The 22514-nt window shown below is 69.8% G+C and carries 23 protein-coding genes and 1 pseudogene; 20 read left to right on the plus strand and 4 right to left on the minus strand.

Going from position 1 to position 22514, the window contains the following annotated elements; all coding sequences use genetic code 11:
* From BLT82_RS35610 to BLT82_RS35650, 9 genes are all read left to right on the plus strand, one after another.
* On the plus strand, positions 1-404 hold a 404-nt coding region (locus tag BLT82_RS35610), incomplete at its 5' end, for an FG-GAP repeat domain-containing protein (protein ID WP_143041596.1).
* A 342-nt stretch (positions 405-746) separates the two neighbouring features.
* Positions 747-1835: an LCP family protein gene (locus tag BLT82_RS35615; protein ID WP_093662505.1), complete on the plus strand. Its 1089-nt coding sequence runs from the start codon at positions 747-749 to the stop codon at positions 1833-1835.
* A gap of 317 nt (positions 1836-2152) precedes the next feature.
* Positions 2153-2377 carry a 50S ribosomal protein L31 gene (rpmE, locus tag BLT82_RS35620; protein ID WP_093662507.1) on the plus strand — a complete coding sequence of 75 codons (225 nt, stop codon included), beginning with the start codon at positions 2153-2155 and terminating at the stop codon, positions 2375-2377.
* Between the two features lie 105 nt (positions 2378-2482).
* Positions 2483-3556, plus strand: a complete 1074-nt coding sequence (prfA, locus tag BLT82_RS35625) for a peptide chain release factor 1 (protein WP_093662509.1) — start codon at positions 2483-2485, stop codon at positions 3554-3556.
* Positions 3557-3598: 42 nt separating this feature from the next.
* Complete coding sequence (gene prmC / locus BLT82_RS35630) at positions 3599-4480, plus strand: peptide chain release factor N(5)-glutamine methyltransferase (RefSeq protein WP_208868136.1); 882 nt, start codon at positions 3599-3601, stop codon at positions 4478-4480.
* Positions 4481-4619: 139 nt separating this feature from the next.
* Positions 4620-5267, plus strand: coding sequence for an L-threonylcarbamoyladenylate synthase (locus BLT82_RS35635; RefSeq protein WP_093662513.1), 648 nt, complete (start codon positions 4620-4622; stop codon positions 5265-5267).
* Positions 5268-5295: 28 nt separating this feature from the next.
* Complete coding sequence (locus tag BLT82_RS35640; RefSeq protein WP_093662515.1) at positions 5296-5946, plus strand: arsenate reductase/protein-tyrosine-phosphatase family protein; 651 nt, start codon at positions 5296-5298, stop codon at positions 5944-5946.
* Positions 5947-6373: 427 nt separating this feature from the next.
* Positions 6374-7636 (plus strand): serine hydroxymethyltransferase, encoded by a 1263-nt coding sequence (locus BLT82_RS35645; RefSeq protein ID WP_093662517.1) that lies wholly within the window; start codon positions 6374-6376, stop codon positions 7634-7636.
* Positions 7637-7749: 113 nt separating this feature from the next.
* Positions 7750-9093 (plus strand): MraY family glycosyltransferase, encoded by a 1344-nt coding sequence (locus BLT82_RS35650; protein WP_093662519.1) that lies wholly within the window; start codon positions 7750-7752, stop codon positions 9091-9093.
* 71 nt (positions 9094-9164) lie between these two features.
* Here BLT82_RS35650 and BLT82_RS35655 read toward each other — a convergent pair whose 3' ends face one another.
* Positions 9165-9539 carry a hypothetical protein gene (locus BLT82_RS35655; protein WP_093662521.1) on the minus strand — a complete coding sequence of 125 codons (375 nt, stop codon included), beginning with the start codon at positions 9537-9539 and terminating at the stop codon, positions 9165-9167.
* 511 nt (positions 9540-10050) lie between these two features.
* Here BLT82_RS35655 and BLT82_RS35660 point away from each other — a divergent pair.
* From BLT82_RS35660 to BLT82_RS35705, 10 genes are all read left to right on the plus strand, one after another.
* Positions 10051-10488 carry a Cg1360 family ATP-synthase-associated protein gene (locus BLT82_RS35660; RefSeq protein WP_093662523.1) on the plus strand — a complete coding sequence of 146 codons (438 nt, stop codon included), beginning with the start codon at positions 10051-10053 and terminating at the stop codon, positions 10486-10488.
* Between the two features lie 274 nt (positions 10489-10762).
* The gene (gene atpB / locus BLT82_RS35665; protein ID WP_093662541.1) at positions 10763-11533 is read left to right on the plus strand and encodes a F0F1 ATP synthase subunit A; all 771 of its coding nucleotides are present in this window, start codon (positions 10763-10765) and stop codon (positions 11531-11533) included.
* Positions 11534-11613: 80 nt separating this feature from the next.
* Positions 11614-11850, plus strand: coding sequence for an ATP synthase F0 subunit C (gene atpE, locus BLT82_RS35670; protein ID WP_027735301.1), 237 nt, complete (start codon positions 11614-11616; stop codon positions 11848-11850).
* A gap of 41 nt (positions 11851-11891) precedes the next feature.
* Entirely contained in the window at positions 11892-12437 is a 546-nt protein-coding gene (locus BLT82_RS35675) for a F0F1 ATP synthase subunit B (RefSeq protein WP_093662525.1), read from the plus strand.
* Complete coding sequence (locus BLT82_RS35680; protein ID WP_093662527.1) at positions 12434-13249, plus strand: F0F1 ATP synthase subunit delta; 816 nt, start codon at positions 12434-12436, stop codon at positions 13247-13249. The genes BLT82_RS35675 and BLT82_RS35680 overlap by 4 nt, the downstream gene beginning before the upstream one ends.
* Positions 13250-13396: 147 nt before the next feature.
* Complete coding sequence (atpA, locus tag BLT82_RS35685; protein WP_093662529.1) at positions 13397-14995, plus strand: F0F1 ATP synthase subunit alpha; 1599 nt, start codon at positions 13397-13399, stop codon at positions 14993-14995.
* Positions 14996-15015: 20 nt separating this feature from the next.
* On the plus strand, positions 15016-15939 hold the full coding sequence (locus tag BLT82_RS35690) for a F0F1 ATP synthase subunit gamma (protein ID WP_093662531.1): 924 nt from the start codon (positions 15016-15018) through the stop codon (positions 15937-15939).
* The gene (gene atpD / locus BLT82_RS35695; RefSeq protein WP_093662533.1) at positions 15939-17393 is read left to right on the plus strand and encodes a F0F1 ATP synthase subunit beta; all 1455 of its coding nucleotides are present in this window, start codon (positions 15939-15941) and stop codon (positions 17391-17393) included. Before BLT82_RS35690 ends, atpD begins: the two co-directional genes overlap by 1 nt.
* Before the next feature lie 187 nt (positions 17394-17580).
* Positions 17581-17952 (plus strand): F0F1 ATP synthase subunit epsilon, encoded by a 372-nt coding sequence (locus tag BLT82_RS35700; protein ID WP_093662535.1) that lies wholly within the window; start codon positions 17581-17583, stop codon positions 17950-17952.
* A 139-nt stretch (positions 17953-18091) separates the two neighbouring features.
* A complete protein-coding gene (locus tag BLT82_RS35705; RefSeq protein WP_093662543.1) occupies positions 18092-18538 on the plus strand; it encodes a DUF2550 domain-containing protein in 447 nt (148 codons plus the stop codon).
* A gap of 78 nt (positions 18539-18616) precedes the next feature.
* Here the strand turns inward: BLT82_RS35705 and BLT82_RS35710 are convergent, their stop codons facing one another.
* From BLT82_RS35710 to BLT82_RS35720, 3 genes and pseudogenes are all read right to left on the minus strand, one after another.
* Positions 18617-20464 carry a glycoside hydrolase family 18 chitinase gene (locus BLT82_RS35710; RefSeq protein WP_093662545.1) on the minus strand — a complete coding sequence of 616 codons (1848 nt, stop codon included), beginning with the start codon at positions 20462-20464 and terminating at the stop codon, positions 18617-18619.
* A gap of 158 nt (positions 20465-20622) precedes the next feature.
* Positions 20623-21270, minus strand: coding sequence for a response regulator (locus BLT82_RS35715; protein WP_093662537.1), 648 nt, complete (start codon positions 21268-21270; stop codon positions 20623-20625).
* Positions 21267-22223 (minus strand): annotated as a pseudogene (locus tag BLT82_RS35720) (sensor histidine kinase); the annotation flags it as partial. The pseudogene BLT82_RS35720 and the gene BLT82_RS35715, both read right to left, overlap by 4 nt.
* A 120-nt stretch (positions 22224-22343) precedes the next feature.
* Between BLT82_RS35720 and BLT82_RS35725 the strand changes: the two are divergent.
* Positions 22344-22514: helix-turn-helix domain-containing protein (locus BLT82_RS35725; protein WP_143041597.1), on the plus strand; the 171-nt coding region annotated here is incomplete at its 3' end.

A 22514-nucleotide genomic window follows, 5' to 3' on the forward strand; every position in this document is an offset into this window, starting at 1 on the left:
CCACCGGCACCCTGCGCGTCTACCCCGGCAGGGGCAACGGCGGCTTCAACGCGCCGATCACGATCGGCACCGGCTGGGGCGCGTTCACCATGGTCCGCGGCCACGGAGACTTCACCAACGACGGCAAGGCCGACGTCTTCGCCCGCAAGAGCGACGGCAAGACCTACCTCTACAAGGGCACCGGCGTCGCCTCCAAGCCGTTCGCTGCCCCCGTCCTGGTCGGCGCCTTCGGCAGCATGAACGCGATCGTCACCACCGGTGACGTGAACAGCGACGGCCACGCCGACGTCTTCACCCGCGACACCGCGGGCAAGCTCTGGCTCTACCCGGGCAAGGGCAACGGCGGCTTCAACGCCCGCGTCGCGATGGGCACCGGCTGGCAGGCCTACAACCTGTTCGGCTGATCCCGCCAAGGGCGCAAACCTGAACAGATCCGGCGGAAGCCGCCGGGCGTGATGGGACCTTCACCACACGCCCCGGCGGCGGACCGCGCCGGCGAGGGCCTTCGGCCCCGGTCGGCGGCCGGAGCGAAACGCAGGTCACCAAGGGCCTGTGCGCACCGATTCCCATTCGGTGCGCACAGGCCCTTCGTCATGCGTTTCTCATGGACCTCTTAGGAGCCTGTGCAACCCTTCTTGCCCCTCGCCGGTCTCACAGGTGGAGTAACAAAGCTTGACAGGGTGGACCAAACCGTGCCTGAAGACCGTGGCCGGGGGGTATCGGGACCTATGAGGACTTGAGGAGCTATGGCGGACCAGAGCAAGGGCCGAATACGTGGCACGGGCAATCGCCGTAAGCCGCCCACCGCCCGGCGCCGGGCCGCGACGCTCGCCGCGTGGTCCGCGGCCGGGCTCGTGCTCGTCGGGGGATCGGGACTCGGCTGGGTCTACGTCAAGCTCAACGGCAACATCCAGGGCGTCGACATCAGCAGCCGGCTCGGCAGCGACCGCCCGGACGACGTCGACAACGGCTCCATGGACATCCTCGTCCTCGGCTCGGACTCCCGCGCCGGCGCGAACGGCGAGTACGGCAGGGACGAGGGCGGCGCCCGCTCCGACACCGCGATGATCGTGCACATATACGAGGGCCGTCAGAAGGCCGCCGTCGTCTCCGTGCCCCGCGACACCCTCATCGACCGGCCCCGCTGCACCGACAGCCGGGGCGACAGCGTCCCCGGCGAGCGCCGCGCCATGTTCAACACGGCGTACGAGGTCGGCGGCCCGGCCTGTGCGGTGAAGACCGTCGAGAAGATCTCCGGCATCCGCATGGACCACTACATCGAGGTCGACTTCACCGGCTTCAAGAAGCTCGTGGACGAACTCGGCGGCGTGGACGTCACCACGACCGAGGCGATCAAAGACTCCAAGAGCCACCTCGACCTCGAGCCGGGCACGCACACGCTCGGCGGCGAGGAGGCCCTCGGGCTGGTGCGCACCCGCAAGGCCGTGGGCAACGGCAGCGACCTCGGCCGGATCCAGCTCCAGCAGGCCTTCATCAAGGCGCTGATACAGCAGGTCAAGGACGTCGGGGTGTTCAGCAACCCGAAGAAGCTGTACGACCTCGCCGACACCGCCACCAAGGCGATCACACCCGACTCCGAGCTCGACTCGGTCCAGGAGCTCATCGGCTTCGCCAACGGGCTCAAGGGGCTCGGCGCCGAGGACGTCCAGATGATCACGATGCCGGTCGACTACGACAAGCGGGACCCGAACCGCGTCGCGCCCCTGGAGAAGCAGGGCCAGCAGGTCTGGGCGGCGCTGCGCAACGACCTGCCCATCCCCGCCTCCGCCACCAAGGGCACCGCGGACGGACAGGCCAAGGGCATCGTCGAGTAGCGGGAACCGGACGCCTGCCCCTGCCGGAGCCCGAGCACGGCCGTGACCGGGCCGGTCCGGACGATCCCGCACCGGGAGGAACGGGCCCCTCCCCGGTCCCGCACCAGGGGGAGCCGGCCCCTCCCCGGTCCCGCACCATGGGCGGGGGCCGCGGCTCCGCCGAGGGCGCGGCGAGCCTCCGGCCGCCGGGAATACCCGGCCCTGACCCCCGGTTTTGGGAGATACGGCCGGTCCTGGCAGACTGGTACGTCGGCCCCGGTTCACGTGCGCGCATCCCGCGCGTGCGACCCGGCGCCCTCCCGAAACTAGGAGAAACCTTGAAGCGCGACATCCACCCCGAGTACGTCGAGACCCAGGTGAGCTGCACCTGCGGCGCGTCGTTCACGACTCGCAGCACGATCCAGGGCGGGAACATCCGCGCCGAGGTCTGCTCCGAGTGCCACCCGTTCTACACGGGCAAGCAGAAGATCCTCGACACCGGTGGCCGTGTGGCCCGCTTCGAGGCCCGCTTCGGCAAGGCTGCCGGCTCCGCCAAGAAGTAGCGAGCCAATGCGCCGGTCTTCGGCTGCCCCTGTGCGGGCGGCCGGGACCGGCGCTTTGCCGTCTCTCCCGCAGCCACCCAGCCGTACGAAAACCAGGAGCCTCCGATGTTCGAAGCGGTCGAGGAACTGGTCGGCGAGCACGCCGACCTCGAGAAGCAGCTCGCCGACCCTTCGGTCCACGCCGACCAGGCGAACGCGCGCAAGCTCAACAAGCGGTACGCCGAGCTGACCCCGATCGTCGGCACCTACCGCTCCTGGAAGCAGACCGGGGACGACATCGGGACGGCCCGCGAACTCGCCGCCGACGACCCGGACTTCGCCGCCGAGGTCAAGGAGCTGGAGAAGCACCGCGAGGAGCTCACCGAGAAGCTGCGGCTGCTGCTGGTGCCCCGCGACCCCAGCGACGACAAGGACGTCATCCTGGAGATCAAGGCGGGCGCGGGCGGTGACGAGTCGGCGCTGTTCGCCGGCGACCTGCTGCGGATGTACCTGCGCTACGCCGAGCGCGTCGGCTGGAAGACCGAGATCATCGACGCCACCGAGTCCGAGCTCGGCGGCTACAAGGACGTCCAGGTCGCCGTGAAGCTCAAGGGCAACGCGACGCCCGAGCCCGGCCAGGGCGTCTGGGCACGGCTGAAGTACGAGGGCGGGGTGCACCGGGTGCAGCGCGTCCCGGCCACCGAGTCCCAGGGCCGGATCCACACCTCCGCCGCCGGCGTCCTCGTGACCCCGGAGGCCGAGGAGATCGACGTGGAGATCAACCCCAACGATCTGCGCATCGACGTCTACCGCTCGTCGGGCCCCGGCGGCCAGTCCGTCAACACCACGGACTCCGCCGTGCGCATCACGCACATCCCGACCGGAGTCGTCGCCTCCTGCCAGAACGAGAAGAGCCAGCTCCAGAACAAGGAGCAGGCGATGCGTATCCTGCGCTCCAGGCTTCTCGCTGCGGCCCAGGAGGCGGCCGAGCAGGAGGCCGCGGACGCCCGCCGCAGCCAGGTCCGCACGGTCGACCGCTCCGAGAAGATCCGTACCTACAACTTCCCGGAAAACCGCATCTCGGACCACCGCGTCGGCTTCAAGGCGTACAACTTGGACCAGGTGCTCGACGGAGAACTGGACGCCGTGATCCAGGCTTGCGTCGACGCCGACTCCGCCGCGAAGCTCGCAGCGGCCTGAGCCGCGAATCCACGACAGCCCCGCCCAGCCCGGAGGACCAGCGTGCAGTCGCTCCCCGGGGGACGACCCCGGTACCCCCGCTCCTTGCTGCTTGCCGAGGTGGCCCAGGCCACCCAGCGGCTGGCCGACGCCGGCGTGCCCTCACCGCGCTTCGACGCGGAGGAACTCGCCGCGTTCGTCCACGGCGTCAAGCGCGGCGAACTGCACCTGGTCAAGGACGCGGACTTCGACGCCCGCTACTGGGAGGCCGTGGCCCGCCGCGAGGCCCGCGAGCCGTTGCAGCACATCACCGGACGCGCCTTCTTCCGCTACCTGGAGCTCCAGGTCGGCCCCGGCGTCTTCGTGCCGCGGCCGGAGACCGAGTCGGTCGTCGGCTGGGCCATAGACGCCGTGCGCGCCATGGACGTCGTGGAGCCGCTCGTCGTCGACCTGTGCTCCGGCTCGGGCGCCATCGCGCTGGCGATCGCCCAGGAGGTGCCGCGCTCGCGCGTGCACGCCGTGGAGCTGTCCGACGACGCGATCGGCTGGACCCGGAAGAACGCCGAGGGGTCCAGGATCACCGTCCACCACGGTGACGCCCTCGCCGCCCTCCCCGAACTCGACGGCCAGGTCGACCTGGTCATCTCCAACCCGCCGTACATCCCGCTCACCGAGTGGGAGTACGTGGCGCCCGAGGCGCGCGACCACGACCCCCAGATGGCCCTCTTCTCCGGTGAGGACGGCCTCGACACCATCCGCGGCATCGAGCGCACCGCGCACCGGCTGCTGCGCCCGGGCGGTCTCGTCGTCATCGAGCACGCGGACACCCAGGGCGGCCAGGTGCCCTGGATCTTCAACGAGGAGGCGGGCTGGGCGGACGCGGCCGACCACCCCGACCTGAACAACCGCCCGCGCTTCGCGACGGCCCGCAAGGCCCTGCCGTGAGGGGGACCGCACGGGGGTCCCGGCCAGCCCGGGACCACGCACGACCGGCCGCCGCCGCGCGCCGGAGCGCCCCGGTGGGGGTCCTCCCGGCCGACGGCCGGGCGAAGTACCGAGTGACCGAGAACGAGGAGGCCCGCTGATGGCACGGCGATACGACTGCAACGACGCGACGGACCGCACCACCGGCCTGCGGGAAGCCGCCTCGGCCGTCCGCCGCGGCGAGCTCGTCGTGCTGCCCACCGACACCGTCTACGGCATCGGCGCGGACGCGTTCAGCTCCGAGGCCGTCGCCGATCTGCTGTCGGCCAAGGGACGCGGCCGCAACATGCCCACCCCGGTCCTCATCGGCTCCCCGAACACGCTCCACGGCCTGGTCACCGACTTCTCCGAGCAGGCGTGGGAGCTCGTCGACGCGTTCTGGCCCGGTGCGCTGACGCTCGTCGCCCGCCACCAGCCGTCGCTGCAGTGGGACCTGGGGGACACCCGCGGCACCGTCGCCATCCGCATGCCGCTGCACCCGGTCGCCATCGAACTGCTCACCGAGGTCGGCCCCATGGCCGTGTCCTCAGCGAACCTGACGGGACACCCGGCGCCCGAGACCTGCGACGCCGCACAGGACATGCTCGGCGACTCGGTCTCCGTGTACCTCGACGGCGGCGCGACGCCCGGCAACGTGCCGTCGTCGATCGTCGACGTCACAGGCAAGGTGCCGGTACTGCTGCGCGCGGGTGCCCTGGAGGCGGACGAGCTCCGCAAGGTCGTACCCGACCTCGAGGTGGCGCCGTGACCGGAGCGAACAGCCGGGGGCCCGCACAGTGACCCTCCCTGAGGGGCGTGGCATAGAAGGTACGGCCGTCGTCGGCGGCACATTCCGGATCCTCCACGTCAGCACAGGCAACGTCTGCCGCTCGCCGATCACCGAGCGGCTGACCCGGCATGCCCTGAGCCACCGGCTGGGCGACCCCCTCGCCGGCGGGCTGCTCGTGGAGAGCGCGGGCACCTGGGGCCACGAGGGCGCACCCATGGAGGCGAACGCCGCGACGGTCCTCACCGACTTCGGCGCCGACCCCAGCGGCTTCACGGGGCGCGAGCTGCTCGACGAGCACGTCATCCGGGCGGACCTGGTGCTCACCGCCACCCGGGACCACCGCGCCCAGGTCATCTCCATGGGCCACTCCGCAGGTCTGCGCACGTTCACGCTGAAGGAGTTCACCCGGCTCGTCCGGGCGATAGACCCGGCGACCCTGCCGGATCCCGACCACGACGGTGTCGTCGAGCGTGCCCGGGCCCTGGTCAGGGCGGCCGCGGCACTGCGCGGCTGGCTGCTCGCGCCCAGCGCGGAGGCGGACGAGGTCTACGACCCGTACGGGGGGCCCATCACCTTCTTCCGCTCCATCGGCGACGAGATCCACCAGGCGCTCGACCCCGTGGTGACGGCGCTGACGGGCGTCCCGGCCCGCCACTGACCCGACGGCGGCGGAGCGGGCCCACCTTGCCCCGACGGCTGCGGAGCGGGCCGTCGCGCCGCCGCAGAGGGCCGGGCGGGCCCGCTCCCGCCCGGTTGCCGGGCGCAGTCAGCGTCGCGGCGCCCGCGCCCGTCCGCGCCCGGACCCGTCAGCTGGCCGAAGGACCGGCGAACGGGGGAACCGGCGGACGGGGGAACCGGCGAACGGGGGAACCGGCCGGCCGGCCGGACGGGCGTCGTACCGGCGGCGGTTGACTTCGGCCGTGCAGACGGGTGCGGGGGCCGCGGTGCGGGCCGGCAACGGTGCCCCGGCATGAGGGCCGGACGGCCGAACGAGGCGGATCCGCTGCGCCCGAGACCGGGCGCCCGCGCATGCCCGGGCCTACATTGGAGGGGCCGTACACCCCACGTGAGGCCGGGAGACCACGATGCCGGTCAGTACCCCCGCACCCGCCCGCACCACCGCCACGCCCGCCGACCTCGACGTCCTGCGCCGGCAGGACCCCGAGATCGCCGAGGTCGTGCTCGGCGAGATGGCCCGGCAGGCCGACAGCCTCCAGCTGATCGCCGCGGAGAACTTCACCTCACCCGCGGTCCTCGCCGCACTCGGCTCCCCGCTCGCCAACAAGTACGCCGAGGGCTATCCCGGCGCGCGCCACCACGGCGGCTGCGAACTCGTCGACGCCGCCGAGCGGATCGCGGTGGACCGGGCCACCGGCCTCTTCGGCGCCGACCACGCCAACGTGCAGCCCCACTCCGGCTCCTCGGCCGTCCTCGCGGCGTACGCGGCGCTGCTACGGCCGGGCGACACCGTCCTCGCGATGGGCCTGTCCTTCGGCGGGCACCTCACCCACGGCTCACCGGCCAACTTCTCCGGCCGCTGGTTCACCTTCGTCCCGTACGGCGTCGACGCCGAGTCGGGCCTGCTCGACTACGAGCACATCCTCAGGCTCGCCCGCGAGCACCGGCCGAAGGCCATCGTCTGCGGCTCGATCTCCTACCCCCGGCACCCCGACTACGCCGTGTTCCGGGAGATCGCCGACGAGGTCGGGGCCTATCTGCTCGCCGACGCGGCGCATCCGATGGGCCTGATCGCCGGGGGAGCCGCACCCAGCCCGGTCCCCTACGCGGACGTCGTGTGCGCCACGACCCACAAGGTGCTGCGCGGCCCACGCGGCGGCATGATCCTCTGCGGCAGCCATCTGGCGGAGCGGATCGACCGCGCGGTCTTCCCCTTCACCCAGGGCGGGGCCCAGATGCACACGATCGCCGCCAAGGCCGTGGCCTTCGGCGAGGCGGCGACCGCGGGGTTCGCCGGCTACGCCCACCACGTCGTCGCCAACGCCCGGGTCCTCGCCGAGGGGCTGGAGGCGGAGGGCTTCGCGGTCACCACCGGCGGCACCGACACCCATCTGATCACCGCGGACCCCGCACCGCTGGGCGTCGACGGCCGCACGGCGCGGGGCCGGCTCGCCGCCGCCGGAATGGTGCTCGACACCTGCGCGCTGCCGTACGGCGACGGCCGGGGCATCCGCCTCGGCACCGCGGCCGTCACCACCCAGGGGATGGGCGAGGCCGAGATGGCGAGGATCGCCGTGCTCTTCACCACGGCGTTGCGCGCGGAGGGTGAGGAGATCCACCGCGTTCGCGAAGAAGTACGGGAACTGGTCGGGAGATTTCCTCCGTATTGAGGGCAGTCGCGAGGGGCCTGCAACCGTTCGGGCCGCTCGTATGTCCTCAAGCATGTGGCCAACAAAGCTAGGGTGTGGGGCTGAGATGGCCAGCGATTCCTCTGGGGCAGCCCGTGCGTGATTACCTGCTGACGCTCTGTGTCACGGCTGCGGTGACCTACCTTCTGACCGGACCGGTGCGGAAGTTCGCCATCGCGACCGGAGCGATGCCGGAGATCCGGGCCCGCGACGTCCACCGTGAACCGACACCGCGGCTCGGCGGCATCGCCATGTTCTTCGGCCTGTGCGCCGGCCTGCTCGTCGCCGACCATCTGCGCAATCTCAACAGCGTGTTCGAGCTCTCCAACGAACCGCGGGCCCTGCTGTCCGGCGCCGCGCTGATCTGGCTGATCGGTGTGCTGGACGACAAGTTCGAGATCGACGCACTGATCAAGCTCGGCGGCCAGATGATCGCCGCGGGTGTGATGGTGATGCAGGGTCTGACGATCCTGTGGCTGCCGATCCCGGGCGTCGGGACGGTCTCCCTCACCCAGTGGCAGGGCACGCTGCTCACGGTCGCGCTGGTCGTCATCACGATCAACGCGGTGAACTTCGTGGACGGCCTGGACGGCCTGGCAGCGGGCATGGTGTGCATCGCGTCGGCGGCGTTCTTCCTCTACGCCTACCGGATGTGGTTCGGCTACGGGATCGAGGCCGCGGCTCCGGCGACCCTCTTCGCCTCCGTCCTGATGGGCATGTGCCTGGGCTTCCTGCCGCACAACATGCATCCGGCGCGGATCTTCATGGGCGACTCGGGGTCGATGCTGATCGGCCTGGTGCTGGCGGCGTCCGCCATCTCGGTGACCGGCCAGGTGGACCCGGACGCGCTGAAGCTGTTCGAGGGAAGCACCCGCCAGGCCACCCACGCCGCGCTGCCGGTCTTCATCCCGCTGCTGCTGCCGCTCACGATCATCGCGATCCCGGTGGCGGATCTGCTGCTGGCGATCGTCCGCCGGACCTGGAAGGGCAAGTCGCCGTTCGCCGCCGACCGCGGCCATCTCCACCACCGGCTGCTGGAGATCGGGCACTCGCACAGCCGTGCGGTGCTGATCATGTACTTCTGGTCGGCCCTGATCGCCTTCGGTGTCGTCCTGTACTCGGTGCACAGCGCCTCGATGTGGATCGTCTTCGCGATCGTGGTGCTGAGCTTCGTCGGCCTGGTGCTCCTGCTGCTGCCGCGCTTCACCCCGCGGGCGCCGCGCTGGGCGGAGTCCTTCGTCCCGCCGCGCTACCGCCGCCGTCCGCGCCCCGCGGCGGCCGCGCCGTCCGCGGCGCAGGGCACCCCGGCAGGCACGGCGCCGGACCCCGCCGACGCGGCCGCCGTGGCCCCGGACGAGCAGCGCATCCCGGTGCCGGCGGGCATCAACGGCGCGACGGCGATCGGGGCGCGCTCGCGGTTCACGGCGGCGAGGAAGTAGCCACTGCCAACGCAGTCAGGCTGTTCGGCCCCACCCGGGCGGGGGCCGAACAGCCTCGGTGTTTCCGGTGATCAGCAGCTCACGACGCTGCGCGGATAGTCAGGGCCGAAGTAGCCCGTCTCGTAGTGCCACTTCTTCGTTGTGCCCCTGGCGATGTTCGAGCAGACGGTGTCGCGCCCCCTGGCGATGTCGACGCGCTTCGTCACCGTCGTGCTGCCGCAGTTGCGGTAGTAGATGTCCCACTTCTTGTTCGGGAAGGGGCCACCGCCGTTGGGCAGCCGCTTGATTGTCGTGCCGCACGCCACGGCCTGGGCGGCCGGCATGGCCGCCATCGGCTGCTGCGACGGCTCGGCCGTGGAGGGAGCCGCGGCGCCCACCACCATTCCCCCGGCGAGCAGAGTGGCCGTCGTGACGGCACTCATGAACTTGGAACGCTTCGTTGCCATGTACAGAGCTCCTTCTGGTTGGTCAGACCGGATGAACCTCGGACAACGACAGGAGAGCAATCGAACGAAAGTTCGCCCCCGTAGCCGATAGTGATCCTTCGGTAACGGCAAGCGGCGCGTCAGCTCACTTGTGGCCGATCGGCCACCTTCTCGTGCTGAACGGTCAAGCGGGGCCATCCGATTGAGCTGGTAGTTTGCGAGTGCATGTCGTTTGTGGCCCCCGGTCGAGGATGGCTGGATCGGTGCGCGGAGACGGGCATAAGCGCCCATTACCAGACAAATCGACGACGCGTCACGCACACACGCGCAGGGTCACTCTCATGTGTGAGAGTTGGCACACCGGCGGGTAAAGACCTATTCAAATAGTTTGTGATACGGTTCACGAGAACCGGAGACAGAGCCGGAAGACCGCAATGTCACGGTCTCCTCGGCGCCCGAGACCCACCTCGGACCGGATCTACGCTCGTCCTTGACGACACCAGTGCCCCACCACCCCCGCGGAGCCGCCGCCATGCCGTCCAACGACGCCCGGACTCTCCTTCAGACCGTTGTGCCCACCGCTGCCGTCGGCGTGATCGCCGCGATCGTCAGCGGTGTGCTCGCCGGCGGCAAGGGGGCCCTCGGCGCGATCGTCGGCACCCTGGTGGTCATCGTCTTCATGGGGATCGGGGTCGTCGTCCTGCAGAGGACCGCGAAGCAATTCCCGCAGCTGTTCCAGGCGATGGGCCTGATGCTCTACACGACGCAGTTGCTCGTGTTGTTCATCTTCGTCGCCGCGTTCAAGGACACCACGCTGTTCAACCCCAGGACGTTCGCGGCCTCCATCGTCGCGTCGACGCTCGTCTGGGTGGCCGCACAGGCCCGTGCCCACATGAAGGCCAAGATCCTCTACGTCGAACCGGAGCCGTCTGATCCCCGCAAGGGCGAAAAGACGGGGCCGTCGACGTGACGGGTAGGGCCGGGATAAGTGCGCGTTCGAGAAACTGCTATCGTCCGGTGCCAACTGCGGCACTGCGGGCGCGGGCATCTGAGCTGACGCCTGCTCGATCGCGAGGCCTCGATGCCTGACCGCCGCCCCCACATCCGAAACACCAGTCCGGTGCCGACTCGCGGCTGCGCGCCGCGCCGACACAACGAGGTTGCCGAACCCATGCGTCACGCCGAAGGAGCCCGCGGTGAGTGCTGAACAGACCACGCTCGCCTTTGACTGGAGCTGCCGCATCATGGCCGACAACGGCTGTGGCTTTCCGGCGCCGGGCCTGCACTCCTTCCTCTTCCAGCCGATCTTCACCGTCGGTGGCTACGGCTTCAACAAGGTGATGCTGCTCGCGCTGATCACCACGCTCGTCGTCGTCGGCTTCTTCTATGCGGCGTTCGGCAAGGCGAAGGTCGTCCCGGGCAAGCTGCAGATGATCGGCGAGGCCGGCTACGACTTCGTGCGCCGCGGGATCGTCTACGAGACCATCGGAAAGCGCGAGGGCGAGAAGTACGTCCCGCTCATGGTCTCGATCTTCTTCTTCGTCTGGATCATGAACATCTGGTCCGTGATCCCGCTGGCCCAGTTCCCGGTGGCGTCGATCATCGCGTACCCGATGGTCCTGGCGCTCGTCGTCTACGTGATCTGGGTGTCGCTGACCTTCAAGCGTCACGGCTTCGTCGGCGGCTGGAAGAACATCACCGGTTACGACCCGTCGCTCGGTCCGATCAAGTGGCTCGTGTCGTTCATCGAGTTCTTCTCGAACCTGTTCGTCCGACCGTTCACGCACGCGGTCCGGCTCTTCGCCAACATGTTCGCCGGTCACCTGATGCTGGTGATGTTCACCGTCGCCTCCTGGTACCTGCTGAACAGCTGGCTGATCCCGGCCGCCGGCGTCTCCTTCGTGATGACGATGGGCATGATCGGCTTCGAGCTCTTCGTCCAGGCCGTCCAGGCGTACGTCTTCGTCCTGCTGGCCTGCTCCTACATTCAGGGCGCTCTCGCCGAGCACCACTGAGTCGCACCTCGCCCGCACCACCCCCCAGAACGTCCGGTGGCCAACCCCCACCGGTCCGTGAATGAAAAGGAAGAATCAGCATGGCTGCCACTGAGACCCTCGCCGCTGTCACCGGTTCGCTCGGCTCCATCGGTTACGGCCTCGCCGCCATCGGCCCCGGCATCGGCGTCGGCATCGTCTTCGGTAACGGCACCCAGGCCCTGGCCCGTCAGCCCGAGGCTGCCGGCCTGATCCGTGCCAACCAGATCCTCGGCTTCGCCTTCTGTGAGGCGCTCGCCCTCATCGGCATCGTCATGCCGTTCGTTTACGGTCCGTGATCTAGCCCCTCGCTGACCATTTATCGACGAAAGGCACTGATGTGATCGCCAACCTTCAGCTGGCGGCGGAGGGAGCGCAGAACCCGCTCCTTCCCCCGGGCCCCGAGCTGCTCGTCGGCACGATCGCCTTCGCCATCGTCTTCTTCTTCCTCGCCAAGAAGCTCCTCCCGAACATCAACAAGGTTCTGGAAGAGCGCCGCGAGGCCATCGAAGGCGGCATGGAGAAGGCCGAGGCGGCCCAGGTCGAGGCCCAGAGCGTGCTCGAGCAGTACCGCGCTCAGCTCGCCGAGGCCCGTCACGAGGCCGCGCGTCTGCGCCAGGAGGCCACGGAGCAGGGCGCCGCGATCATCGCCGAGATGCGCGCGGAAGGCCAGCGGCAGCGCGAGGAGATCGTCGCCGCCGGTCACGCCCAGATCGAGGCCGACCGCAAGGCCGCGGCGTCCGCGCTGCGCCAGGACGTGGGCAAGCTCGCCACCGACCTGGCCGGCAAGCTGGTCGGTGAGTCCCTCGAGGACCACGCCCGCCAGAGCCGCGTCATCGACCGCTTCCTCGACGAGCTCGAGGAGAAGGCCGAGGCTGCCCGATGAACGGAGCGAGCCGCGAGGCACTGGCCGCCGCACGCGAGCGTCTCGACGCGCTGACCGACAGCACGTCGGTCGACGTGGCGAAGCTCGCCGAGGAGCTGGTCGCCGTTACCGCGCTGCTCCACCGCGAGGTGTCGCTGCGTCGGGTCCTGACCGACCCGGCGCAGCCCGGTGAGGGCAAGGTCGAGCTGGCCGCGCGACTGCTGAGCGGACAGGTGGGCGGCGAGTCCGTCGACCTGGTCTCCGGCATGGTTCGTTCCCGCTGGTCGCAGTCCCGCGACCTGGTGGACGCGCTCGAGGGGCTGGCGGCCACCGCCGAGCTCACGGCCGCGCAGAAGGCCGGCGCCCTGGACGACGTGGAGGACGAGCTGTTCCGGTTCGGCCGGATCGTCTCCTCCAACCCGGAGCTGCGTGCCGCGCTGACCGACCGGACCGCCACGGCGGCCGCCAAGTCGCAGCTGGTCCGCAGCCTCCTCGGCGGCAAGGTCAACCCCGTCACCGAGCGCCTCGTGGTCCGTCTCGTCACGGCCCCCCGTGGACGTAGCCTGGAAGCGGGACTCGAGTCCCTGTCCAAGCTCGCCGCGGAGCGCCGTAACCGGATGGTCGCCGTGGTCACCTCCGCGGTACCGCTGTCCGACGGGCAGAAGCAGCGCCTCGGCGCCGTACTGGCCAACGTGTACGGCCGCGAGATGCACCTGAACCTGGACGTGGACCCCGAGGTCCTCGGCGGGATCTCGGTGCGGGTCGGCGACGAGCTGATCGACGGTACGGTCCTGGACCGCATCGCCGAGGCGAAGCGCCGCCTCGCGGGCTGACCGGCCACCAACAGTCACACAAGAATTGCTAGGCGGCCCGGTTGGGCCGCAGAGGATTCCTGGGGGTCCCGCGGCGCAAGCCGTCACGGATACAGCCCCAGACCCCCAAAGAAACTTCGGGCCCAACAAGGAGAGCAGGGAACCCAGATGGCGGAGCTCACGATCCGGCCGGAGGAGATCCGGGACGCGCTGGAGAACTTTGTCCAGTCGTACAAGCCGGACGCGGCCTCGCGCGAGGAGGTCGGTACGGTCAGCCTTGCCGGCGACGGCATCGCGAAGGTCGAGGGTCTTCCCTCGACGATGGCCAACGAACTGCTGAAGTTCGAGGACGGCACCCTCGGCCTCGCCCTCAACCTCGAGGACCGCGAGATCGGTGCCATCGTCCTCGGTGAGTTCAGCGGCATCGAGGAGGGCCAGCCGGTCCAGCGCACCGGCGAGGTCCTGTCCGTCGCCGTCGGCGAGGGCTACCTCGGCCGCGTTGTCGACCCGCTCGGCAACCCGATCGACGGCCTCGGCGAGATCGAGACCTCGGGCCGCCGCGCCCTCGAGCTGCAGGCCCCCACGGTCATGCAGCGCAAGTCGGTGCACGAGCCCATGGAGACGGGCTACAAGGCCGTCGACGCGATGACCCCGGTCGGCCGCGGCCAGCGTCAGCTGATCATCGGCGACCGCCAGACCGGCAAGACCGCCCTGGCCGTCGACACGATCATCAACCAGCGCGACAACTGGCGCTCCGGCGACCCGAAGAAGCAGGTCCGCTGCATCTACGTCGCCATCGGCCAGAAGGGCTCCACCATCGCGTCCGTGCGCGGCGCGCTGGAGGAGGCCGGTGCCCTCGAGTACACGACGATCGTCGCCGCCCCGGCGTCCGACCCGGCCGGCTTCAAGTACCTGGCGCCGTACACCGGTTCGGCCATCGGCCAGCACTGGATGTACGAGGGCAAGCACGTCCTCATTGTCTTCGACGACCTGTCGAAGCAGGCCGACGCCTACCGCGCCGTGTCGCTGCTGCTGCGCCGCCCGCCGGGCCGTGAGGCCTACCCGGGTGACGTCTTCTACCTGCACTCCCGCCTGCTGGAGCGTTGCGCCAAGCTGTCCGACGAGATGGGCGCCGGCTCGATGACCGGTCTGCCGATCGTCGAGACCAAGGCCAACGACGTCTCGGCGTTCATCCCGACCAACGTCATCTCCATCACCGACGGCCAGTGCTTCCTGGAGTCCGACCTGTTCAACGCCGGTCAGCGTCCGGCCCTGAACGTCGGTATCTCGGTCTCCCGTGTCGGTGGCTCCGCCCAGCACAAGGCCATGAAGCAGGTCTCCGGCCGACTCCGTGTCGACCTGGCCCAGTACCGCGAGCTGGAGGCGTTCGCCGCGTTCGGTTCCGACCTGGACGCCGCCTCGAAGTCCGCCCTGGAGCGCGGTAAGCGCATGGTCGAGCTGCTGAAGCAGCCGCAGTACGCCCCGTACCCGACGGAGAACCAGGTCGTCTCCATCTGGGCCGGCACCACCGGCAAGATGGACGACGTCCCGGTCGAGGACATCCGCCGCTTCGAGTCCGAGCTGCTCGAGTTCCTGCACCGCGAGCACAAGACGCTGATGACCTCCATCCGCGAGGGCGGCAAGATGTCCGACGACCTGCTCGAGAAGCTCGCCGAGTCGATCGTCGACTTCAAGAAGCAGTTCGAGACCTCCGACGGCAAGCTGCTCGGCGAGGACGCTCCGGCGACCGTCAACGTCTCGAAGTGACGACGGAAGGGACCTGACTCATGGGAGCCCAGCTCCGGGTCTACAAGCGTCGTATCAAGTCGGTCACCGCGACGAAGAAGATCACCAAGGCGATGGAGATGATCTCCGCCTCGCGCATCGTCAAGGCGCAGCGCAAGGTGGCGGCCTCCACGCCGTATGCGACCGAGCTGACCCGCGCGGTCACGTCGGTGGCGACCGGTTCGAACACGAAGCACCCGCTGACCACGGAGGCGGAGTCCCCGGCCCGTGCCGCGGTCCTGCTCCTCACGAGCGACCGCGGTCTGGCCGGCGGCTACTCCTCCAACGCGATCAAGACGGCCGCCCGGCTCACCGAGCGGCTCCGTGGCGAGGGCAAGGAGGTCGACACGTACATCGTCGGCCGCAAGGGTGTCGCCTACTACGGCTTCCGTGAGATGAAGATCTCGGACTCGTGGACGGGCTTCACCGACAACCCCTCGTACGCCAACGCCAAGGACGTCGCGGCGCCTCTCATCGAGGCGATCGAGAAGGAGACGGCCGAGGGCGGCGTGGACGAGCTCCACATCGTCTTCACCGAGTTCGTCTCGATGCTGACGCAGACGCCGGTCGACGGCCGGCTGCTGCCGCTCAGCCTCGACGAGGCGAAGGCGGAGGCCGAGGGCGGCACGAAGGACGAGCTGCTTCCGCTGTTCGACTTCGAGCCGTCGGCGGAGGACGTCCTCGACGCACTGCTTCCGCGGTACGTCGAGAGCCGGATCTACAACGCACTGCTGCAGGCCGCGGCTTCCGAGCACGCGTCCCGCCGCAAGGCGATGAAGTCGGCGACCGACAACGCGGGTGATCTGATCCACACGTACACCCGACTTGCCAACGCGGCCCGCCAGGCCGACATCACCCAGGAAATCAGCGAGATCGTCGGTGGCGCGAGCGCCCTGGCCGACGCGACCGCGGGGAGTGACTACTAATGACCACCACTGTTGAGCCGACCGCTCCTGCTGGCGTGGCCACTGGCCGCGTCGCGCGGGTCATCGGCCCGGTCGTCGACGTGGAGTTCCCCGTCGACGCGATGCCGGAGATCTACAACGCGCTGAAGGTCGAGGTGCCGGACCCGGCGACCCCGGGCACCACCAAGACCCTGACGCTCGAGGTCGCGCAGCACCTCGGTGAGGGTGTCGTCCGCACCATCTCGATGCAGCCCACCGACGGTCTGGTCCGCCAGGCCCCGGTGACCGACACGGGCAAGGGCATCACCGTCCCGGTCGGCGACTTCACCAAGGGCAAGGTGTTCAACACCCTCGGTGAGGTGCTGAACGAGCCGGAGGCGAACGGCCAGGAGTCCGAGCGCTGGGAGATCCACCGCAGGGCCCCGAAGTTCGAGGACCTCGAGTCGAAGACCGAGATGTTCGAGACCGGCCTGAAGGTCGTCGACCTTCTCACCCCGTACGTCAAGGGTGGAAAGATCGGTCTGTTCGGTGGCGCCGGTGTCGGCAAGACCGTCCTCATCCAGGAAATGATCATGCGTGTGGCGAAGCTGCACGAGGGTGTTTCCGTGTTCGCCGGTGTCGGTGAGCGCACCCGTGAGGGCAACGACCTCATCGCGGAGATGGAGGAGTCCGGCGTTCTCGACAAGACCGCGCTGGTCTTCGGTCAGATGGACGAGCCCCCGGGCACCCGTCTGCGCGTCGCCCTGGCCGGTCTGACCATGGCGGAGTACTTCCGCGATGTGCAGAAGCAGGACGTGCTGTTCTTCATCGACAACATCTTCCGCTTCACCCAGGCCGGTTCCGAGGTGTCCACCCTGCTCGGCCGCATGCCGTCCGCGGTGGGTTACCAGCCGAACCTGGCGGACGAGATGGGCCTCCTGCAGGAGCGCATCACCTCGACCCGTGGTCACTCGATCACCTCGATGCAGGCGATCTACGTCCCCGCCGACGACCTGACCGACCCGGCGCCGGCGACCACCTTCGCCCACCTCGACGCGACGACGGTTCTCTCCCGTCCGATCTCCGAGAAGGGCATCTACCCCGCGGTGGACCCGCTGGACTCCACGTCCCGCATCCTGGACCCGCGTTACATCTCGCAGGACCACTACACGACCGCCATGCGCGTCAAGGGGATCCTGCAGAAGTACAAGGACCTCCAGGACATCATCGCGATCCTCGGTATCGACGAGCTCGGCGAGGAGGACAAGCTCGTCGTCCACCGTGCCCGTCGTGTCGAGCGCTTCCTGTCCCAGAACACCCACGCGGCGAAGCAGTTCACCGGTGTGGACGGTTCGGACGTTCCGCTGGACGAGTCGATCGCCGCGTTCAACGCGATCTGCGACGGCGACTTCGACCACTTCCCGGAGCAGGCCTTCTTCATGTGCGGTGGTCTCGAGGACCTCAAGAAGAACGCCAAGGAGCTCGGCGTCTCCTGAGTCCCGTGACTCGTGACGGGGGGGCGGGGTCCGTCCCGCCCCCCTTCTCACGCCCTCCCGGGGTCCTGAATCAGCCGCCCCCGCGGCGGGCCCCGGACGGCCCCGGGCGTTTCGACGCCCCGGCCCCTATTAGACTTATGACCCAACACCCGGCATGACCGCCGGGTGGTGACCCGAGGAGCCACCCTTGGCTGCTGAGCTGCACGTCGAGCTGGTCGCCGCCGACCGCCAGGTCTGGTCCGGCGAGGCCAACCTGGTCGTCGCGCGCACCACGTCCGGCGACATCGGCGTCATGCCCGGTCACCAGCCGCTGCTCGGTGTGCTGGAGTCGGGCCCGGTGACCATCCGTACGAACGAGGGAACGGTCGTTGCCGCTGTGCACGGCGGTTTCATCTCGTTCGCCGACAACAAGCTGTCGCTGCTGGCGGAGATCGCCGAGCTGGCGGACGAGATCGACGCCCAGCGCGCCGAGCGTGCGCTGGAGCGCGCCAAGGCCGACGACGACGCCGCCGCCGAGCGGCGCGCCGAGGTTCGGCTGCGCGCGGTGGCGGTGCGCTGAGCGCACCCCGCCGATGAACCACTCTCAGCCGCGGCCCGGACTGGACTTCTCCAGACCAGGTCGCGGCTGAGGCAATGCAGGTGCAGATGCAGATGCAGGTTGAATTCCGCTACGGGACGAAGCGAGGAGGTCGGTGAAGATGTTCCTCGCTCTGCTCGTGAGCGGACTGGTCGTCGCACTGGTGGTGATCGGGCTCTTCGTCTTCGGTCTGCGCCGCAGGCTGATCCAGCGCTCGGGCGGCACCTTCGACTGCAGCCTGCGCTGGAACGTGCCCGAGGAGGACGACCGCTCCGGCAAGGGCTGGGTGTACGGGGTGGCCCGCTACAACGGTGACCGGGTCGAGTGGTTCCGGGTCTTCTCCTACGCTCCCCGGCCCCGACGCGCCCTGGAGCGCTCGGCGATCGAGGTGGTCTCCCGCCGCCTGCCCGAGGGCGAGGAGGAGCTGGCGCTGCTGTCGGACGCGGTCGTCCTCGGCTGTCTGCACCACGGCACCCGACTCGAACTGGCGATGAGCGAGGACGCGCTGACGGGCTTCCTCGCCTGGCTCGAAGCGGCGCCTCCCGGCCAAAGGGTGAATGTCGCCTGAGCGGAGCTGCCTCGTACGTGAAGCGGGGGCGGTGCGCAAGCACCGCCCCCGCTGCCGTTCCCGGCCGGCCCGCGGGTGTTATCCGAGGCCGCTGTTGATGGCGCTCGCCAATTCACCGTTCGCGGTGTCGCCGCTGAACTCCCAGAAGAAGGCGCCTCCCAGGCTCTGGTTCTTCGCCCAGGTCATCTTGCTGCCGATGGTCGCCGGGGTGTCGTAGCTCCACCAGTTGGACCCGCAGTGGGCGTAGGCGGTCCCGGCGACGGTGCCGTTGGCGGGGCAGGAGTTCTTGAGGACCTTGTAGTCCTCGATGCCCTGCTCGTACGTGCCGGGTGCCGGTCCGGTGGCCGAGCCGCCCGGCGCGGACTGGGTGACGCCCGTCCAGCCCCGTCCGTAGAAGCCGATGCCCAGCAGCAGCTTCGCCGCCGGGACGCCCTGGGCCTTGAGCTTGGCGATCGCCTCCGCGGAGGTGAAGCCCTGCTGCGGGATGCCGGCGTACGACGTGAGCGGCGAGTGCGGGGCGGTCGGGCCGTCCGCGTCGAAGGCGCCGAAGAAGTCGTACGTCATCACGTTGTACCAGTCGGAGTACTGCGCGGCGCCTGCGTAGTCGGTCTTGTCGATCTTGCCGCCGTTGCTCGCGTCTGCCGTGATGGCGGCCGTGACCAGGTTGTTCGGGCCGAACTTGGTACGCATCGCCTGCATCATGTTCTTGAACGCTGCGGGGCCGCTGGTGTCGCAGGACAGGCCGCAGGCGTTCGGGTACTCCCAGTCGAGGTCGATGCCGTCGAAGACATCGGCCCAGCGCGGGTCCTCGACCAGGTTGTAGCAGGAGTTGGCGAACGCGGTCGGGTTCTGGACCGCCTGCGGGAAGCCGCCGGACCAGGTCCAGCCGCCGAACGACCAGAGGATCTTGATGTGCGGGTACCGCTGCTTGAGCTTGCGGAGCTGGTTGAAGTTGCCGCGCAGCGGCTGGTCCCAGGTGTCGGCGACGCCGTCGACCGACTGGTCGGCGGTGTAGGCCTTGTCGTAGTCGGCGTACGAGTCGCCGATGGTGCACTGGCCGTTCTGCACGTTGCCGAAGGCGTAGTTGATGTGGGTGATCTTGGCAGCGGTGCCGGAGGTCACCAGGTTCTTCACGTGGTAGTTGCGGCCGTAGACGCCCCAGTTGGTGAAGTAGCCGAGCTTGATCTTCGAGCCGGGGCCCGGGCCGGGGTCGCCACCGGTGGTCCGCACGGCGCGGGCGCCGCTGACGGGGCCGGTCTGGTCGGCGGTGTCGCGGGCCTGCACCGTGTACGAGTAGTCGGTGCCCGCGGTGAGCCCGGTGTTGGTGTACGTGAGGCCGGTGACGGTCGCGACGCGCGTGCCGTCGCGGAGGACGTCGTAGTTCTTGATGCCCTTGTCGTCGGTGGCGGCCGTCCAGCTCAGCGTCACCGAGGTGTTGGTGACTCCGCTCGCGGAGGGCGTTCCGGGGGCGGACGGCGGGTTGTCGCCGGGGACCGTGCCGCCGTCGCAGGAGCCGCCGTTGAGCCTGCAGTTGCTCGGGGAGCCGGGGCCGGCGCCGTTGAAGCCGAAGGACACGGTGGCGCCGGGGGCGAGGGTGCCGTTCCAGCTCTTGTTCTTCGCGGTCCAGTGGGTGCCGGCGCCGGTGACGTCGGCGTCCCACGCCGAGGTGACGGACGTGCCGGAGGGGAAGTCCCACTCGACGGTCCACGAGCTGATCGAGGTGGTGCCGGTGTTCTTCACCGTCCACTTGCCCTCGAAGCCGGAGCCCCAGTCCTGGACCCTGGTGTACGTGGCGGTGGCGGAGGTCGCGGCCTGGGCGGGCGTGGCGAGTCCGACCATGGCGGCGAGGGGGAGCAGCAGGGCGGTGAGTCCCGCCGTCGCTCTGGATCTGAATCTGCTTCTGGTGCGGGGGGTACTCGTGCTCAAGGGATGCTCCTCGAGTTCGCGGACGGACAAGGTCGGGGGTCGGTCCGTGCAGAGCACTCCGCGGGGCTCACCGCGGTGTGCGTGCGGTGAGAGTAGGAAGGTCTGGACCAATCGTCAATAGGTCCAGACCAGAGGCGAGGTGGGGTCGCCTCGTTTTCTCAGATCCCCAACTCCTGCGCCAGGACGGCCGCTTGCACCCGGCTGCGCAGCTCCAGCTTGCCCAGCAGCCTGCTGACGTGGGTCTTCACCGTGGCCTCGGCCATCTGGAGCCGTACCGCGATCTCGGCGTTCGACAGTCCTTCGCCCAGGCAGGACAGCACCTCGCGCTCACGCCGCGTCAGCACGTCGAGCACGGCCGGATCGGGCGCGTCCGGGGAGGGCACGGGGGTGGGCGACGCGAACTCCGCGAGCAGCCGCCGGGTCACGGCCGGCGCGATCAGTCCCTCGCCGCGCGCGACCGTGCGCACCCCCTCGATCAGGTCCTTCGCCTCGGTGTTCTTCAGCAGGAAGCCGGCCGCCCCGGCGCGCAGCGCGCCGAAGACGTACTCGTCGAGGTCGAACGTCGTCAGCACCAGGACGTCCGCGAGGCCCTCCTCGACGACCTGACGGGTCGCCGAGACCCCGTCAAGTCGCGGCATCTGCACATCCATCAGCACAAGATCGGGCCGCAGCCCGCGCGCCAGCCGCACCGCCTCCTCGCCGTCCCCGGCCTCGCCCACCACCTCGATGTCGGGCGCGCTGCCCAGAATCAGGACCAGGCCGGCCCTGACGGAGTTCTGGTCCTCCGCGACCACTACCCGGATCATGCCGAGGGCTCCTTGTCGTCCACCATGGGCAGCACCGCCCGTACCCGCCAGATCTTCGCCGGGCCACCGGCCGTGCCGGGCTCGGGGCCCGCCTCGAACTCGCCGCCCAGCAGCGCGATCCGCTCCCGCATCCCGACCAGTCCGGCGCCCGAGCCCGGCGCGCGCGGGCCCGGCCTGTCGCCGTACGGGCTGGTCACCGTCACGGTCAGCGCGCGGCCGGTGGTGCCGGTGAGCCGGACGGCGACCTCGCCCGCGTCCGCGTGCTTCAGTGCGTTCGTGAGCGACTCCTGCACGATCCGGTACGCGGCGAGGGCCACCGGGGCGGGCGGCGCCGCGTCCGCGTCGATCGCGTCGTCCAGCGTGAACTCCAGTCCGCTCGCGGCGCCGTTGGTGTTCGCCTGGGCCACGAGCGCGTCGAGGCCGGCCAGGGTGGGCGCGACGGCGGGCTCCTCGCCGTCTCCGCTGTCCCGCAGCAGACCGATCAGCCGGCGCATCTCCGCCAGTCCCTCCACGCTGTTCTCCCGGATGACGTTGAGCGCCTGCCGGGTGGTCGCCGGCTCGTCCAGGGACAGCGCGGCGGTGGAGTGGATGGCGATCGCGGAGAGGTGGTTGGCGACCATGTCGTGCAGCTCCCGGGCCATCCGGGCGCGCTCGGCGGTGATCGCCTCCCTGCGGTCCATCTCGCCGAGTAGCGCCGTCTGCTCGGCGCGCAGCCGAGCCGCCTCCGCGGCCTCGCGGTGGTCGCGCACGAGCGCGCCCGTCGCGGCGGGACCGAACGACACCAGCCCCACGACCACCCCGACGAGCAGCGCGGAGGGATGCCGGAACCAGGCGAGGAAGCCGATCGTCGCCCCGACGGTGATCAGCCCGGTGGCGTACGGGATGCGCCGGGCCGAGGCCGGCGGGCCGTACACGACGGCCGCGTACACGATGTCCGTGAACATCAGCACTGTTCTGTCCCGGGAGGTTGTGGACGGGTGATGCAGGTCTCGGCTGAGGGATCTTGAAATGGGTGAGGGCCTTCTGGCCTGGTGTGGATTGCGACATCTGCACCGGCGACCAGAAAGGCCCTCGTGCCCCACCGTAATGCACCCCTGACCGAGACCGGACGGCTGCGTCTGGCCCGCTGCGTGGTCGAGGACGGCTGGCCGCTGCGCCGGGCGGCCGAGCGTTTCCAGGTCTCGCCGACCACGGCCCAGCGGTGGGCGGACCGCTACCGCAGGTTCGGCAAGGCCGGAATGACC

This window comes from Streptomyces wuyuanensis (assembly GCF_900103455.1).
Lineage (GTDB): Bacteria > Actinomycetota > Actinomycetes > Streptomycetales > Streptomycetaceae > Streptomyces > Streptomyces wuyuanensis.

Coding starts and splice junctions, on each gene's coding strand:
- BLT82_RS35615 (WP_093662505.1), top strand. CDS start 747: ATGGCGGACCAGAGCAAGGGCCGAATACGTGGCACGGGCAATCGCCGT.
- prfA (WP_093662509.1), top strand. CDS start 2,483: ATGTTCGAAGCGGTCGAGGAACTGGTCGGCGAGCACGCCGACCTCGAG.
- BLT82_RS35635 (WP_093662513.1), top strand. CDS start 4,620: ATGGCACGGCGATACGACTGCAACGACGCGACGGACCGCACCACCGGC.
- BLT82_RS35645 (WP_093662517.1), top strand. CDS start 6,374: ATGCCGGTCAGTACCCCCGCACCCGCCCGCACCACCGCCACGCCCGCC.
- BLT82_RS35655 (WP_093662521.1), bottom strand. CDS start 9,539: ATGGCAACGAAGCGTTCCAAGTTCATGAGTGCCGTCACGACGGCCACT.
- BLT82_RS35660 (WP_093662523.1), top strand. CDS start 10,051: ATGCCGTCCAACGACGCCCGGACTCTCCTTCAGACCGTTGTGCCCACC.
- atpB (WP_093662541.1), top strand. CDS start 10,763: ATGGCCGACAACGGCTGTGGCTTTCCGGCGCCGGGCCTGCACTCCTTC.
- atpE (WP_027735301.1), top strand. CDS start 11,614: ATGGCTGCCACTGAGACCCTCGCCGCTGTCACCGGTTCGCTCGGCTCC.
- BLT82_RS35680 (WP_093662527.1), top strand. CDS start 12,434: ATGAACGGAGCGAGCCGCGAGGCACTGGCCGCCGCACGCGAGCGTCTC.
- atpA (WP_093662529.1), top strand. CDS start 13,397: ATGGCGGAGCTCACGATCCGGCCGGAGGAGATCCGGGACGCGCTGGAG.
- BLT82_RS35690 (WP_093662531.1), top strand. CDS start 15,016: ATGGGAGCCCAGCTCCGGGTCTACAAGCGTCGTATCAAGTCGGTCACC.
- atpD (WP_093662533.1), top strand. CDS start 15,939: ATGACCACCACTGTTGAGCCGACCGCTCCTGCTGGCGTGGCCACTGGC.
- BLT82_RS35705 (WP_093662543.1), top strand. CDS start 18,092: ATGTTCCTCGCTCTGCTCGTGAGCGGACTGGTCGTCGCACTGGTGGTG.
- BLT82_RS35715 (WP_093662537.1), bottom strand. CDS start 21,270: ATGATCCGGGTAGTGGTCGCGGAGGACCAGAACTCCGTCAGGGCCGGC.